Origin of the sequence: Vibrio aquimaris, from assembly GCF_009363415.1 — a bacterium.
Taxonomy (GTDB): Bacteria; Pseudomonadota; Gammaproteobacteria; order Enterobacterales; family Vibrionaceae; genus Vibrio; species Vibrio aquimaris.
The window spans coordinates 2,208,729-2,224,582 of sequence record NZ_CP045350.1 but is presented as its reverse complement, the minus strand read 5'-3'; the positions used below and the strand labels follow the sequence as shown (position 1 = coordinate 2,224,582).

At 45.5% G+C, this 15,854-nt stretch carries 15 protein-coding genes; 10 read left to right on the top strand and 5 right to left on the bottom strand.

Going from position 1 to position 15,854, the window contains the following annotated elements:
* The 7 genes from ccmD (at position 1) to FIV01_RS10230 (ending at position 5,728) form a co-directional block, all read left to right on the top strand.
* Entirely contained in the window at positions 1 to 207 is a 207-nt protein-coding gene (ccmD, locus tag FIV01_RS10260) for a heme exporter protein CcmD (RefSeq protein WP_152430915.1), read from the top strand.
* Entirely contained in the window at positions 204 to 689 is a 486-nt protein-coding gene (ccmE, locus tag FIV01_RS10255; RefSeq protein WP_152430914.1) for a cytochrome c maturation protein CcmE, read from the top strand. Before ccmD ends, ccmE begins: the two co-directional genes overlap by 4 nt.
* Positions 686 to 2,644, top strand: coding sequence for a heme lyase CcmF/NrfE family subunit (locus FIV01_RS10250; protein WP_152430913.1), 1,959 nt, complete (start codon positions 686 to 688; stop codon positions 2,642 to 2,644). Before ccmE ends, FIV01_RS10250 begins: the two co-directional genes overlap by 4 nt.
* Entirely contained in the window at positions 2,644 to 3,198 is a 555-nt protein-coding gene (locus FIV01_RS10245) for a DsbE family thiol:disulfide interchange protein (RefSeq protein WP_152430912.1), read from the top strand. Before FIV01_RS10250 ends, FIV01_RS10245 begins: the two co-directional genes overlap by 1 nt.
* Positions 3,195 to 3,674: a cytochrome c-type biogenesis protein gene (locus FIV01_RS10240; protein WP_152430911.1), complete on the top strand. Its 480-nt coding sequence runs from the start codon at positions 3,195 to 3,197 to the stop codon at positions 3,672 to 3,674. Before FIV01_RS10245 ends, FIV01_RS10240 begins: the two co-directional genes overlap by 4 nt.
* The gene (ccmI, locus tag FIV01_RS10235) at positions 3,674 to 4,891 is read left to right on the top strand and encodes a c-type cytochrome biogenesis protein CcmI (protein ID WP_152430910.1); all 1,218 of its coding nucleotides are present in this window, start codon (positions 3,674 to 3,676) and stop codon (positions 4,889 to 4,891) included. The genes FIV01_RS10240 and ccmI overlap by 1 nt, the downstream gene beginning before the upstream one ends.
* A gap of 75 nt (positions 4,892 to 4,966) precedes the next feature.
* Entirely contained in the window at positions 4,967 to 5,728 is a 762-nt protein-coding gene (locus tag FIV01_RS10230; RefSeq protein ID WP_152430909.1) for an MlaA family lipoprotein, read from the top strand.
* A 66-nt stretch (positions 5,729 to 5,794) separates the two neighbouring features.
* Here the strand turns inward: FIV01_RS10230 and FIV01_RS10225 are convergent, their stop codons facing one another.
* The 4 genes from FIV01_RS10225 to FIV01_RS10210 all read right to left on the bottom strand — a co-directional run bounded on the left by FIV01_RS10225 (position 5,795) and on the right by FIV01_RS10210 (position 10,241).
* A complete protein-coding gene (locus FIV01_RS10225; protein WP_152430908.1) occupies positions 5,795 to 7,105 on the bottom strand; it encodes an outer membrane protein transport protein in 1,311 nt (436 codons plus the stop codon).
* Between the two features lie 302 nt (positions 7,106 to 7,407).
* On the bottom strand, positions 7,408 to 8,682 hold the full coding sequence (locus tag FIV01_RS10220) for an outer membrane protein transport protein (RefSeq protein WP_152431714.1): 1,275 nt from the start codon (positions 8,680 to 8,682) through the stop codon (positions 7,408 to 7,410).
* A 262-nt stretch (positions 8,683 to 8,944) separates the two neighbouring features.
* The gene (locus tag FIV01_RS10215; RefSeq protein WP_152430907.1) at positions 8,945 to 9,673 is read right to left on the bottom strand and encodes a DUF3379 domain-containing protein; all 729 of its coding nucleotides are present in this window, start codon (positions 9,671 to 9,673) and stop codon (positions 8,945 to 8,947) included.
* Positions 9,666 to 10,241, bottom strand: coding sequence for a sigma-70 family RNA polymerase sigma factor (locus tag FIV01_RS10210; protein ID WP_152430906.1), 576 nt, complete (start codon positions 10,239 to 10,241; stop codon positions 9,666 to 9,668). Before FIV01_RS10210 ends, FIV01_RS10215 begins: the two co-directional genes overlap by 8 nt.
* 478 nt (positions 10,242 to 10,719) lie before the next feature.
* Here FIV01_RS10210 and fadI point away from each other — a divergent pair, with 478 nt between their 5' ends.
* From fadI to FIV01_RS10195, 3 genes are all read left to right on the top strand, one after another.
* A complete protein-coding gene (gene fadI / locus FIV01_RS10205; protein WP_152430905.1) occupies positions 10,720 to 12,027 on the top strand; it encodes an acetyl-CoA C-acyltransferase FadI in 1,308 nt (435 codons plus the stop codon).
* A complete protein-coding gene (fadJ, locus tag FIV01_RS10200) occupies positions 12,027 to 14,150 on the top strand; it encodes a fatty acid oxidation complex subunit alpha FadJ (protein WP_152430904.1) in 2,124 nt (707 codons plus the stop codon). The genes fadI and fadJ overlap by 1 nt, the downstream gene beginning before the upstream one ends.
* Positions 14,151 to 14,245: 95 nt before the next feature.
* Entirely contained in the window at positions 14,246 to 14,794 is a 549-nt protein-coding gene (locus FIV01_RS10195) for an NAD(P)H nitroreductase (protein WP_152430903.1), read from the top strand.
* A 66-nt stretch (positions 14,795 to 14,860) separates the two neighbouring features.
* Here FIV01_RS10195 and FIV01_RS10190 read toward each other — a convergent pair whose 3' ends face one another.
* Positions 14,861 to 15,736: a LysR family transcriptional regulator gene (locus tag FIV01_RS10190; RefSeq protein ID WP_152430902.1), complete on the bottom strand. Its 876-nt coding sequence runs from the start codon at positions 15,734 to 15,736 to the stop codon at positions 14,861 to 14,863.
* Positions 15,737 to 15,854: the final 118 nt, after the last annotated feature.

The following is a 15,854-nucleotide window of genomic DNA, read 5'->3' as shown; positions in this document are numbered from 1 at the left end:
ATGTATTTTGAGTCTTTAAGCGATTTTCTGGCGATGGGAGGATACTCGGCTTATGTATGGAGTGCCTTTGGTATTACCTTTGCCTCAATGCTGATCCTATTTCTGCTCAGTCTGCGCCGTGGCAACCAATTACTCGAAGAAGTCCAGTCAAAAATTGATCGACAAGCTCGAATCGATGCCGCGAAAAATATGGAGAATACGTTATGAATCCGAGGCGTAAAAAACGGCTGGGGATAGTACTCGCTATTTTCGTTGGTATGAGCGCGACTATGGGCCTTATGCTTTATGCCCTAAATCAGAACATGGACCTATTCTATACGCCTAGCGAGTTAGTTGATGGTAAGCCTGATGGAACAAAGCCGGCAGTTGGCCAGCGCTTACGTATCGGCGGTATGGTGGTCAAAGGGTCAGTAAAAAGAGACCCTGAATCACTTAAAGTCTCGTTTGAGCTACGCGATGTCGGCCCTAAAGTGACAGTGCTTTATGATGGGATTCTTCCGGATTTATTTCGAGAGGGGCAAGGTATTGTAGCCCAAGGAGTACTAAAAAATTCCACCACGGTTGAAGCCTTTGAGGTGCTTGCCAAGCATGACGAAGAATACATGCCGCCAGAAATTGCTGAAGCAATGAAAAAAAACCACCAGCCGCTTGAGTATACCCAGCAACAAAAACAAGGAAGTGGTCAATGATTGTTGAGATTGGTCATTTTGCCCTTATCGTGTCACTGGCGATGGCAGTGTTATTAAGTATCCTGCCTTTAATTGGCGCCTCACGAAATAACATCTTACTAATGAACACCGCAAGGCCACTGTCTTGGGGTATGTTTCTGTTGCTTGCTTTGTCGTTTGGCGTGCTGTTGTGGGCATTTTATACCAACGACTTTACCCTTACTTATGTTGCAACCAACTCAAATAGTCAGTTGCCTTGGTATTATCGCCTGACCGCTGTTTGGGGGGCTCATGAGGGCTCTTTGTTGCTTTGGGTTTTAATTCAAGCCATTTGGACAGTAGCCGTTGCAACTTTTAGTCGAGGTATGCCTCAGGAATCGGTGGCGAGAGTGTTGGCTGTGATGGGGATGATAAGCGTAGGATTTCTTCTGTTTATTATTGTCACTTCAAACCCTTTTTTAAGGACCTTACCTTTCTTCCCTGTTGACGGGCGCGACCTTAATCCCTTATTGCAAGACCCTGGTCTAATTATTCATCCTCCTATGCTTTATATGGGTTACGTGGGCTTTTCCGTGGCCTTTTCATTTGCGATTGCGTCATTAATGACAGGCAGGTTGGATACGGCGTGGGCACGTTGGTCACGGCCTTGGACTACCGCGGCTTGGTTGTTTCTGACTCTAGGAATTGCTCTAGGTTCTTGGTGGGCTTACTACGAACTAGGTTGGGGTGGCTGGTGGTTTTGGGATCCAGTAGAAAATGCTTCCTTTATGCCATGGTTAGCAGGTACTGCGCTAATGCATTCACTCGCGGTAACAGAAAAGCGAGGCACATTTAAAGCTTGGACTGTGCTTTTAGCTATTTCTGCGTTTTCGTTGAGCTTGCTGGGTACCTTCTTAGTTCGCTCGGGAATCTTGGTGTCTGTGCATGCATTTGCCTCTGATCCTTCACGGGGCATGTTCATTCTTCTTTTCTTGGTATTTGTGATAGGTGGTTCGTTACTCTTGTTTGCTGTTAAAGGCTCTAAAGTGCGCTCGCGTGGTCACTTTGAACTTGTGTCTCGAGAGAACACGCTGCTGGTCAATAATGTCTTGCTGATTGCCGGTTTAGTGGTGGTGCTTATTGGCACCTTACTCCCGCTTGTGCACAAACAAATAGGTTTGGGCTCAGTATCTATTGGTGCGCCATTCTTCGACCTCTTGTTTGCATGGCTGATGGTACCCTTTGCGTTCTTTTTGGGGATTGGACCACTTATTCGATGGAAGCGAGACAACCTCTCGGGCGTAGCCAAACCCATGTTGGTTTCTGGGCTAGCCTCATTGATTTTGGCTTATGTCTTAGTCGCATTACTTGCCGATTTCTTCCAGTTTATGGCTTATATCGGTTGGGTGATGGCACTGTGGATCATCTTTATGCACGGTTTTGAGCTACACCAGAGAGCAACCCACAGACACAGTTTTACTGTCGGTGTCACCAAGCTTCAGCGTAGTCATTGGGCAATGATGTTCGGTCATATCGGCCTTGCTGTCAGCATCATCGGTATTGCCATGGTGCAAAACTACAGTATTGAACGTGATGTTCGTTTGGCGCCGGGTCAAAGCTACAACATCCAAGGGTATGACTTCTACTTTAAAGGGATAAAAGATAAGAATGGGCCAAACTATGATGGCTTTGTTGCGGACTTTAAGGTCAGTTACCAAGGGGAGTACTTAAACACTTTGCATGCAGAGAAGCGCTTTTATCGCACAGCACGTTCCATGATGACAGAGGCGGCAATCGATCGTGGTCTTACGCGGGATCTCTATATCGCAATGGGTGAGCGCTTAGATGATGATAAATCCTGGGCGGTGCGAATTTACTACAAACCTTTCGTGCGATGGATTTGGGCTGGGGCTCTACTTATGGCGCTTGCCGGTGTGATTGCCATTAGTGACAAACGTTATCGCTTTAGAAAAAGTGCAAAAATGCAGGAGGCGTGATGCATAAAAAATTACTCTTTATACCTCTAGTTGCGTTTTTGGCCTTGGTCAGTGTCTTCGCCACGCAATTGTTTCGAAACTCTCACGGTGACGATCCGACCAAGCTTGAATCTGTGCTTATCGGTCAGCCAGTACCTCAATTTAAGCTTGAAGATCTTGCAGAGCCAGGCAAGCTCTACGATCAATCCATATTCAAAGGTGAACCTTTACTTTTAAATGTGTGGGCGACGTGGTGCTCGACTTGTTATGTGGAGCATCAGTACCTCAATAAGCTGGCCTCGCAGGGTGTTAAGATCATTGGCATGAACTATAAAGATGACCGCACCAAAGCCGTTAAGTGGCTTAACCAGCTGGGTAATCCTTATTTGATAAGCCTATTTGATGGCACTGGCATGCTTGGCCTAGATTTGGGTGTGTATGGAGCGCCAGAAACCTTTTTGATCGATGCTCAAGGCGTGATTCGTTATCGTCATGCTAGCAATGTCGGTGATCGCAGCTGGAACGATGACATTAAACCTATCTATGACAAGTTGGTTGCGGAGGCTAAACAGTGAAAAATACTTTCTTTTTCATCTTACTCAGCGCCATTTTGTCTTTTGCAGCCCACGCATCGATTCAAATCTATGAATTTGAGGATTTAGAGCAAGAGCAGCAGTTTAAAGAGCTGAGTAGCACGCTTAGATGTCCTAAATGCCAAAACAATACGATCGCAGATTCCAACGCGGAATTGGCCGTCGATATACGGCAAAAAGTATATGAAATGACCAAACAAGGTAAGTCCAAGCAAGATATTGTTGACTACATGGTGGCGAGATATGGCAACTTTGTGACCTATAAGCCGCCATTTACTCTTGCGACTGCCATTTTATGGCTTGGGCCAATTTTTGTGGTGATGTTTGGTTTTGGCTTTATTTTTGTGCGTTCGCGTAAAAAGCAGGCTCTGATAAATGAGGACGAGAGTTGGAATCAAGCCAAAGAAGCGCGCCTTAAAGCTCTTTTACAACAAGATGATGATGGAGATAAGCAGTAATGACGTTATTTTGGATAGCTTCAGCCATTCTTATCTTGCTTAGCCTGATTTTGATGGGCATTCCTTTTATTCGCAGAAAAAACAATATTGATGATGTGCTGCGTGACGAGCTCAATAAGGCGCTGTATAAAGACAGGCTATCTGAGCTTGCCGAAGAAACCCAAGAGGGCTTAGTCGATGATCAGCAGGAATTAGTTGATGATCTTAAACAGTCACTGCTAGATGATGTTCCTGATCAAAACGCAGTGAGAGGCTCAGTGGCGATATCTCCTATGACTATTTTGCTGCCTTCAATGGTGTTTATCATCGCATTATCATACGCCATGTACTTTAAATTCGGCGCGTCAGCTAAGGTAGAAGATTGGCAACAAGTCAGTGCGAACTTGCCTGCGCTGTCTAAGAAGTTATTGGTGCCTGAAGGGGCTGCGCTAAGTGATGATGAAATGCGCGATCTAACGCTTGCTTTGCGTACCCGCTTACATTATCACCCCGATGATTCAACAGGGTGGCTCTTGCTCGGCAGAATAGCTTTGGCCAATCGTGATGTCGTGACCGCTATTGGCGCGATGAAAAAAGCCTATGCCATGAAATCTGACGATGCTGATATCAAACTAGGTTACGCTCAAGCTCTAATCTTGTCGCAAGATGAACTTGATCAGACTCTTGCGCGCCGCATCCTTGGCCAATTAGTGCAAAATGATTACGTCGATTTACGAGTATTCTCATTATTGGCATTCGACGCGTACGAAAGAGAAGATTATACTGCTGCCATACGTTACTGGAAGGTGATGCAACGTATGATTGGGCCTGAAGATAGCCGTTATCAAATGTTAACGCGCAGTATTGATAATGCTCAGGAACAATTGGGTGATTCCGCGGTCAGTAATACGTCAGTCTCTGTTTCTATCTCACTGAGTGAAAAGGTAAAACTTTACCAAGATTCGGCGTTGATTGTCTCGGTTCATACCGCTGATGGCTCACCTATGCCAGTCGCGGCGGCAAGGTACCCATTGGGGAGTTTTCCTCAAACCGTAGTTCTTGATGATACGAATAGTATGTTGCAAGATCGTAAGCTATCCTCACTGGAGTCACTTATGGTACGTGTTCGCCTCGATTCTGACGGCAACGTAGCGACTAAGCAAGGGGACTGGTTTGGTGAAAGCGAAGTCGTTAAAATTGGTCAACCTGTTACGGTTAGTATTAATAAGCAATATTAACCAAGCTTATTCGCGCAATAAATTGATAGAAGGCCGGTACTAAATAGTGCCGGCCTTTGTTTGGAAGTTAGAACAATGAATAGTATTAAGCCCCAGATGTGGGCAATGTTTTGTGGTGTCATGTTTTTGATGGGGTGCGCCAGCGCGCCTCAAGACTCAGCGCACGGTGAGTCAGAGGTTAACGACCCGATTGAGGGTTTCAACCGCAGTATGTGGGCGGTAAACTACGACTACTTAGACCCTTACTTTGTGCGGCCTGTCTCCTTGGCTTATGTCAATTATGTTCCTGATCCTGTTCGCCAAGGTATTGCAAACTTTTTAAGTAACCTTGATGAGCCAGCGAGTGTCATCAATAACTTGGTGATGGGTAATGGCCACAAGGCAATTGACCACTTTAACCGTTTTTGGATTAACAGTACCTTTGGTTTATTAGGCCTGATCGATGTGGCCTCTGCTGCGGGTATCACGCATCATAATAATAAGTCGTTTGGTGATGCCGTCGGGCATTATGGTGTAGGTAATGGCCCTTATGTTATGGTGCCTGGATATGGGCCTTGGACGGTGAGAGAATCTGCCGACTTAGTCGACAGCACCTATGTCCCTCTGTCTCTCTTAAATATTTGGGCAGGACTTGGCAAGTGGGCACTTGAAGGTATGGAAACCCGAGCTGCTTTAGTCTCCCAAGAAGCTATGCTTGAGAACTCACCTGATCCATACGCGTTAACGCGAGATGCTTATCTGCAAAATCAGGATTTCAATGCTGAGATTGAAAAGCCCGAACAATTTGATGCAGAAGAAGAAGCCTATCTTGACGACTATCTTGATGAAGATTTCTAATAGAAAAAGCTTGGTCATTTGACCAAGCTTTTTTTCATCCCAATTTAGATTAAAGCTGTGGCTTGCTTAAAATCGATAGCTGGTCTGAACCCCGATAAGCCAAATATTCCCTTTCGTTTCACCAACAAACTGGCCAGCTAGCGCTTGCGCGGTATCGTCAGAGGCATAGCCACGTGATTCTGTGATTGGCGCGTCTTTGGCTAGGATGTAGGTTAATCCAACATCTAGGGTAAAGTTTTTAGTACAGTCGTAACTTGCGCCTAGGCTTAGCCAAGTGCGATCGGTTTCTGGGATAGTAGTGGTGCGATTTTTATCACTCACCGCCGACGTGTCATAGGCAATACCGGTGCGAAGTGCCAATTTAGGGTCAAACTGATAAGTTGCGCCCAGTGCTAAGCGATAGTTATCTTGCCAGTTTTCAACTTTGACCGTTTTGCTGCCAAATGTATCTAACTGGGCCTCTAACTTTTCAAAGCTGCTCCAATTAGTCCAGTTTAGGCTGGCATGAATGGCGAGTTTCTCTGTCAGTTGATGAAAGCTTGCCAGCTCTGCTGTGGCGGGCAGGGCAAGATCCATACTGCCATTATCGCGATTGCCATTACTTAGGCTTGAATCAAATCCTGTGCCTGTGGCATAGCCTTCAAGTTTAAGTTGAACTTTGGATTTGTAGCTAAAGCCAATACGGTGCTCTTGGTTGATTTGCCACGCCGTGCCAACTTGCCAGCCCCAAGCCTTATCATCGCCTTCCATATATTTAAGGTCAGTACCTTGGGGTAGAGCTTGAGCATTGGTTACTGGTGCTTTTGCGCCAAAGCTGCCTTCGCCCATCACATAGCGAACGCCGCCGCCAAAACTCAGGTCTTGATTGATTTGATAGGCAGCGTTGAGGTTAGCTTCCATTGTGGAAACGCTGGCTTGATTGCCAAAATGAGCGGCGGCGAAATCATTACCCAGATTAGTTTCCATCCCGTAGTTGGTGCCCAGCGCAAAGCCAATCGCCACTTGATCCGAGTATTGATGCGAGAGATAAAAGTTAGGAATAATCACATCATCGGCAAAATCTGATTTAGACGCATAGGTCGTAGGTAAGCTTGGGTTCAATGATTTAGAGCCGTCTACTGTACCATCGACATCCACATTGGGGTTGACGTAAATAGCGCCAAGCGATAATTGGGTGCCATCAAGATAGGTGAGCATAGCTGGGTTTCGCCACTGTGCGCTGGCGTTATCTGCCATCGCTGCTTCACCAGCATAGGCGCGGCCAAGGCCCGTTGCCGAGTATTCGGCTAATTGAAAACCAGCCGCTGTGGCTGTATGTGAAGCAGAAATAAGGCCTGCGCCCACAGCTAAGGAGAGAAAAGTAATTCTTGTTTTCATGGTAATTTGTCGCTGACTTATTAATAAATGTCAGACGATATTAAAATTAGAGTTAATACTTTAAAAACAAAAAGCACCTTAGCGGTTATCTTTGCGATAAAATATTGCCACTAAGGTGAATTCTTATATAAATCACTGATTCGTGGTTTTATTTTTCTTTAACTCGGCGAACACACGTGTTGTGAAAAGGCGGTTTGGCAGCACAACTGTAGGCTGAAAGTAATCAGCTGAGGGTTTGAATGAGATATGGAAACGAAAAAGGGCCATACTAGATGGCCCTTTGTGTGGTTAAAGCATTTAGCTTAGAAGCTGTAGCTATACTGAAGCCCGTAAAGCATGGCATCTGCCCGTGTAGTAGCGGTTAAAGGTACCGTACTTACATTCTCTGTTACCTTAACGTCTTCACCCATTAGGTAGGTAAAGCCAAAGTCGATAGAGTGGTGTTTATCAAACGCATACCCTGCACCGAATGAGAACCAGTTACGATCTGAATCTGGAACTGAGATGGATGTTAGCTTATCTTGAGCGGCCGTATCATGCATATAACCGGCGCGCAGTGTCCAATTATTATCTAGGTAGTAAGTCCCGCCCAAAGAGATATGGTAGCCATCTTGCCAATTGTAATCTTTGATGGTTGTACCACCGCTGGTTTTAAGGCTATCAAAGGTGTCCCAGCCGATCCACTGTAAGCTATAATGTACCGCAAATTTAGTATCTTTTATACGATGGTAGCCAGAGAATTCAAGCATACTAGGCAGAGGCAGTAAGACATCTTGACCTTCAGCAATATTGGTATTTGCAGTGCCACCATAGAAACTACCGTTCAGATAGACATCTCCGGAGGCTTCTACCTCAGGGCTATAATGATAGGCAAGGCCGAAGCGATTGTTTTCATCAAGCTCAAACACAGTACCTAGATTAAATCCGATTCCAATTCCGTCGGCATCTATATTGACGGCATTAACATTTAGGTTATTAAAAGCATCACGGCGCAGTTTACCGCTACCCTGAATAATATCGATACCACCGCCAATGCTCCACTGCTCGTCAATGCGATAAGCCGCATTAATCGTGTAGTTGATGGTTTCTATCTCGGTTGTGCCGCCCAAGATGCTTGCGTCTGGAAGAGAGGCACCTGCGTTACCGGTACCAACACCGAAGTCTCCAGGGAAATTATTTTTAGTACCAAAGTTTGAGTATATCCCTGCACCAATCGCAAATTGGTCGTTAAGTTTATGAATGTAATAGATATTGGGAACCGGGGTATTGCTTGAGTTGGTCACATCGTTAATTGAACTACCGCTGTAGGAGATATCTTTTATTTCAATATCTGTATCAATCATATTGATGCCGCCAGAAAACTGGTCTGAGTCAAACAGAGTCATTGCGGCGGCATTACGCGCCATCACTGAAGCATTATCGGCAATTACAGCATCACCCGAAAAGGCACGGCCAAGGCCTGTGGCAGACTGAGAGTTAAGCTGGAAACCTGCAGCGAGAGCTTGCTGCGAAGCCAGTGTGGTGCTGGCAATGGTCACGGCTAGAAGAGATTTCTTAAACAGACGTGTCTTATTCATCATACTTTTCCTTTGTTTCGCCTCTCGCGGACGTCTTACTTGAGCTTTCACTCAACGGTGGCAAATCCTAGACACCCAGTATAAAAGATAGAAATCCGACCATTACCGAGTTGGTTTGTAAAATTGTAGAAATGAAAGCCATTTGGCAGGATTTACAGGTAAAAACAAACTTTTTAGAGTTTAAACTCTATTTTTGAGCAAAAAAAATGGCTTAGGCGAGAGGCTTAAGCCATGATACAGCTCACAAAATGTTAAAATTTGGTTAACTCATAGGTTTGATGATGTTTGCTATATTTTCAGCGATGTTGGCGACATTTTCACCATCTTCACCCACAAGGATCAAGCTAGTGTTACCAATCGGTTCGACCACACCTGCCATGCCTTGCTGCTCAAAGTCGACCGTTTGCTTGGAAGGCATACTGGTGAAAAATAACGTCACTTTGCCTTTTTCGCCTTGAAACACCATGTGCAGTGCATTGGTGTCACCAAAGCCACAATGATTGAGGTAATAGACATGGTAAGGGAAATTAACCTCAAATTGGTGATCAAAAGGCATCATCTTGGCATTGATCTGTGAAGAGGGCACATTTTCGTCGATACCGGTGACAAATGGCTTTTCGGCCATCACATGCTTAATGGCAATATCTTCAATGCTGGCATGTGCTGGCGGTAGGACAATATTGCCCCAGTTAACTTGCCCAACCAAAAGACCAAACACAAAAGCAATAGAGGCCGCTGTGGCCATAGCACGTTTGGCAAAAGTGGGCCTAATCACATTAGACTCTGAGTGGGAAGTTTGATGAAACAGGATGCGATCGACCAGATCTTCGGGCACATCGACCGCCATCGCCTTGGCAATATGAGCATCAAGCTCAAGCACATCTTCGGCAAACTTGCCGTTGGCGCTGTCTGCTTTTATGGCTTCGACGATATCGCCGTCCCGCTCTTTTGGGTCGGACATAATACGACGACGGAATTCTAACTCATCCATTTTGCTGTCCTCGATGACTGTTTTCTGTATCTAACATGTCCTTCAGTTGGTTCCTTGCTCTGAAAAGACGGGTCATCACTGTGTTCTTATTAAGACCAAGGATCTCACCGATCTCTTCGCCACTGAACCCTCCGACAACCTGCAAAAAGAGAGGTTCACGATATTCTTCTTCCAGTTTCATGATTTGTGCCTGCACCCATTGGGTTTGGTGATAGGGTGCATCGCTGACTTTTGCATCATTGGCATGGTCATCAATATCAACCAGATCAAACTGTTTCCTCTCAAAGCGGCGCGCGTTTTCGCGTCTTAATATCGTAATCAACCAAGATTTTGCCGCCTTTTCATCTTGTAAACTGTCTAGCGACTTCCAAGCCCGAAGACAGGTTTCTTGGACAAGATCCTCTGCGACCGATTGGTCTTTGCACAGCCAATAGGCGTAGCGATATAAGTCTCTATGATACGCTCTTACCAGCGCTTCGTACTTTCTTTGTCTGTCCATATCCGAGTTGACCGGAGGACTCGACTTTTTCTTTCCAAAAAAATTGATAACAGACACATGAGCCTCCAATTTTGCTCTGTGGTTTGACCATATACCTAATTCTAGGCCTTAGAAGAGTATGATTTACTGAGTATTTAATCAAACATTCTCTAGACTTATCAGACCAGCGTACGATTTCACTCAATTTTATGGTTAAAAAACCAACATAAAATTGATCTATTTCAACATTCAATATTAAACACAGATTATAGTAGCTCTTGTCATCTGGTTGGCCTTTGGGCCGACTTGTTGAGCAAGGTGGCATTTCCTTTTGAAGGCTGGCTTTATTTTCTCCTTAATCAGGACACTGATTATTTTCGATTAACGTGAGTTAATTGGTTTGTTTTCCAACCACACAAGTTTGTGTGGTTTTTTTTACCTAATGCTTCTGACGCATGAGCTCTCGCTTTTCCACTCCAAATCACGTTTAATTAAACGAGCGTTTGATTCGTTTAACATTCTAGTTACAATGCTTCTGGTCTGACCTCTATTTTGTAAAGGAGAAATAATGGGCAAGCAGGAAGTGAAAACGCGCTCGGGTGAGCGCATTGCGGTGGTTGCGGGTTTGCGTACGCCGTTTGCACGTCAAAGCACGGAATTCAGTCAAGTCCCCGCCGTCGATCTCGGCAAGATGGTGGTGAGCGAAATGATGGCACGGACTGAAATTGACCCTAAGCTGATTGATCAAGTTGTTTTTGGCCAAGTGGTTCAGATGCCCGAAGCGCCAAATATCGCGAGAGAAATTGTGCTGGGTACGGGAATGAACATCCATACCGATGCCTACAGCGTGACCCGAGCTTGTGCAACCAGTTTTCAGTCTGCGGTTAATGTGGCGGAAAGTATCATGGCAGGGACGATTGATATCGGTATTGCTGGTGGTGCAGATTCTTCTTCAGTGTTGCCTATTGGTGTGTCAAAGAAACTGGCTGCTAATCTTCTTGCGCTGAGTAAAACCAAAACCATGGGTCAGAAGCTTAAATTGCTTAAAAACCTTTCATTTAGAGATCTTATGCCAGTCCCTCCTGCCGTGGCTGAGTACTCCACTGGCTTGTCTATGGGGCAAACCGCAGAGCAGATGGCCAAATCTCATGGCATTACCCGTCAAGAACAGGACGCGCTTGCCCATCGCTCTCATTCTCTTGCTTCCAAGGCGTGGAAAGACGGCAAGATTGAAGGAGAGGTCATGACGGCTTTTCCTGAGCCCTACAAACAATGGATTTCTCAAGATAATAACGTTCGCCATGATTCAACCTTGGAAGGTTACGCCAAGCTGCGCCCGGCTTTTGACCGTCAATATGGCAGCGTGACAGCGGCAAACAGTACTCCGCTTACCGATGGCGCGGCGGCTATCATGTTAATGCGTGAAGGGAAAGCCAAAGAGTTAGGCCTAGAGGTGATGGGTTACATACGCTCTTATGCCTTTTCTGCGATTGGGGTTGAGATGGATATGTTAATGGGCCCGTCTTATTCCACACCTCTCGCTCTTGATAGAGCGGGCATTAATCTATCGGATCTGACTTTGATCGATATGCATGAGGCCTTTGCTGCTCAGACCTTATCGAATGTCAAAATGTTTGCCTCAGACGACTTCGCGCAACAGAAACTAGGCCGAGCAAAAGCGATAGGTGACATTGACATGGATAAATTCAATGTACTTGGCGGCTCAATAGCCTATGGCCATCCATTTGCCGCAACGGGCGCGCGTATGATCACTCAAACGTTAAGAGAGCTTAAACGGCGCGGCGGAGGCTTGGCGTTAAATACAGCCTGCGCAGCAGGTGGCTTGGGTGCAGCTATGGTTTTGGAGGTTGAGTAATGAGTGAACAAAAAGCATTTGAACTAAAGGTTGATGAACAAAACATTGCTTGGCTATCGATTGATGTCCCCGGTGAGAAAATGAATACCTTGCAAGCGGCTTTTGCTGACGATATGAAGGCCATATTTACTCAGTTGCAAGAAAACATCTCAACCATTAAGGGCTTGATTGTCCATTCTCTTAAACCAGATAACTTTATCGCTGGTGCGGATGTGCGCATGCTTGATGCTTGCACCAGTGCAGAACAAGCAAAAGATCTCGCTGTTCAAGGGCAGACAATGTTCCAGCAATTATCTGACTTGCCTTTTCCTGTTGTCGCTGCGATTCATGGTCCATGTCTAGGTGGTGGCTTGGAGCTTGCGTTAGCTTGTGATTATCGCGTTTGCACCACTTCTGATAAAACGCGTTTGGGACTTCCTGAAGTGCAATTGGGTTTGCTGCCAGGTTCTGGCGGTACGCAGCGTTTGCCTCGTTTAATTGGCTTGCTTCCCTCGCTTGATATGATTCTCACAGGTAAACAGTTAAGAGCCGCTAAGGCGAAAAAATTGGGCGTGGTTGATGCGGTTGTGCCAGAGAGCGTTTTGCTGCAAGTGGCCAGAAGTTTTGTTGAGAAACATGCTGGTAAATCACAAGCCAAGCGCAAGGTGTCAACCAAAGAAAAGCTTATCTCTAACACTAGCTTGGGCCGCAAAGTGATTTTTGAGCAGGCGGCGAAAAAAACGCATGACAAAACCCGTGGCAATTATCCAGCTGCTGAAGCTATTTTGGATGTAATGCGCCATGGCTTAGAAAAAGGCTTTGAACAAGGGCAAGTCAAAGAGGCGCAGCGATTTGGCGATTTGGTCATGACACCTGAATCGAAAGCGTTACGCTCCATTTTCTTTGCCACAACAGAGATGAAGAAAGAAAAAGGAACTCAAGCAGAGCCAAAAGATGTTGGCATGGCTGCTGTACTGGGTGGCGGCTTGATGGGCGCAGGGATAAGCCATGTATCTGTGGCCAAAGCGAAAGTACCTGTGAGAATTAAAGATGTCTCCAATGACGGGGTTCTCAATGCGCTTAAGTACAACTACAAGTTGTTTAATAAGCAGCGCAAACGCCGTATTTTGTCTAAGGCTAAGCTTCAGTCGAATATGCTAAAACTCTCTGGTGGGGTGGACTTCACACGTTTTAATCACACCGATATAGTGATTGAGGCAGTCTTTGAAGATTTGGAATTAAAGCAGCAAATGGTGGCTGACGTTGAAGCGAATGCTAAAGATAGCACCATTTTTGCTACTAATACTTCATCTTTACCCATCCATAAGATTGCTGAAAAGGCACAGCGTCCGGAGAAAGTGGTAGGGCTGCACTATTTTAGCCCTGTAGAAAAAATGCCATTGGTGGAAATCATTCCTCATCAAAGCACCTCTGATGAGACTATCTCTACCGTGGTCGAATTTGCTCGCAAGCAAGGCAAAACGCCTATCGTTGTCAAAGACTGCGCTGGCTTTTATGTCAACCGTATTCTTGCTCCTTACATGAACGAGTCCGCTCAAGTCTTGATGTCAGGCGAACCGATAGAGCATTTGGATAAAGCTTTATTAAACTTTGGATTCCCAGTTGGTCCTATTACCTTACTCGATGAAGTCGGTATTGATATTGGCGCTAAAATTATGCCTATTTTGGTTGGCGAGTTAGGGGAGCGGTTCAGAGGACCAGATGTGTTCGATACTTTGCTTGATGATAATCGCAAAGGGAGAAAGAGTGGCAAAGGCTTTTATACCTACAAAGGCAAGAAGAAAGAGGTGGATAAATCCGTCTACAAGCTTTTGAGTTTGACTCCCGAAGTAAAATCAGGCGAGAAAGACATTGCTCTGCGCTGCGTATTGCCCATGCTAAATGAAGCCGTGCGGTGTTTGGAAGAAGGCATTATCCGTAGCCCACGTGACGGTGATATTGGTGCCATTTTTGGTATAGGATTCCCTCCATTCTTGGGTGGACCGTTCCGATACATGGACCAGCTTGGTTTAGAGAAAGTGATAGAGCTGATGAACCAACATGCACAGAAGTATGGCGACCGCTTTGCTCCGTGTGATGGGCTATTAACTCGCGCAGGTTTGAACAAACCATTCTACGAGTAATTGTTTATGAGTGTAAAAAGGCGAGCGGTAAGGTTCGCCTTTTTTGTCACCTAAGGTTATGATCGGCTCACATCAGAACTCACTAGGAATTTCAAATGGATGCTTTAGATTTGCTGCTTAATCGCCGCTCAATCGCCAAGTTGTCTCACCCTGCTCCAGAAGGCCAAGCTCTTGAAAATATCATTCGAGCTGGTCTGAGAGCGCCAGATCATGCCAGTCTAACACCTTGGCGATTTGTCATTTCTCAAGGGGAAGGGCTGACTAAACTGGCGGATATTTTGGTTGCGGCGGCAAAAGTAGAAAACAGTGATGAAAGCGTATTGGAAAAGCTGAAAAACGCTCCATTTCGAGCGCCTATGGTGATCACTGTAATTGCTAAAGTGACTCCGCACGAGAAAGTGCCAGCGTTGGAGCAGCATCTTTCTGCTGGGTGTGCAGTACATGCAATGCAGATGGCAGCAGTTGCGCAAGGTTTTCAGGGCTTTTGGCGCTCTGGTAAGTGGATGTTCCATGACAGTGTTCACCGTGCGTTTGGCCTGGAAGGTGAAGATGAGATTGTTGGTTTTCTGTATCTTGGAACGCCGGGCTGCACTCCAATGAAAGTGCCTGAGCGTGACTTGAGTAAATTTGTGGAATACTTGTAATCTTAGCCCCAAAGCTGAACGTCAGGTTTGGGGCTAAGTTTTTGTCATCATTGTATGAGTGACAAATTAGCTATCTTTATATTCAATCACAAAATCTATCAATAGACGGACTTTTTCAGGCAGATGGTCCTTGTGATTGTATAGCATGTAAATATCGCGAGGGTTCGCACTCCATTCTTCTAAAATCCGGGTAAGGCTCCCATCCTCAATGTGTTCCTTAAGCATAACGTCCGGCATCAGTGTGATCCCCAAACCATCTGAGCATGCACTTCGAACTACATCTAGCGCATTGGCTTGGAAACGACCTTTATCATTATTAATCACTGTCTCGCCGCTACTGTTGGTGATTTGCCATTTTAATAGTGGAGCACCTTTTAAAAGAGAGTGATTTTGCAGATCTTCTGCATGCTTTGGCTCTGGGTGATTGGCAAGATAGTCAGGGCTCGCCACTAAAATATCTTCAACTGAGCCGATTTTGCGTGCAATCAGGCTTGAATCTCTTTGCGGCCCAACACGAAAAATGACATCCCATTCCGTTGGATCAAGCTGATCAGCATGGTTACTGGTGGTCAGTTCAAGGTTGATATCCGGAAATTTGGTCATGAATGCGCTGAATATTGGCATCATCATGCGTTTGGTAAGGTTCGAGGGAGCAGATACACGAATTTTGCCCGCCGCTCCTCTGCACTCATCGGTAATTTCTTCTGCTGCTATTGTCAGTCGATTGAGTAGGGGAGAACACTCACTGTAAAATCGTTCGCCCGCTTCTGTAAGAGAAAGTTTACGCGCATGGCGGTTGAGCAGTCTGAGGTTAAGAGCTTCTTCCAACGCTTGTATGCGTCGGGTAATTGTCGCAACCGGAATCATAGTTTTGCGAGATGTCGCAGTATAGCTTCCGTTTTCAACAACGAGCCTAAAAAGGTTGAGATCGTCTAATTTCATTATTTCCGACACATTTTTTGCTAATTGGGTGAACTTATACAAATATCAGATGCCTAAGTCTGAGTATTATCAACAAGTTTTATGATCTTTAACTCTAGCTACATATAGTATTCAACAT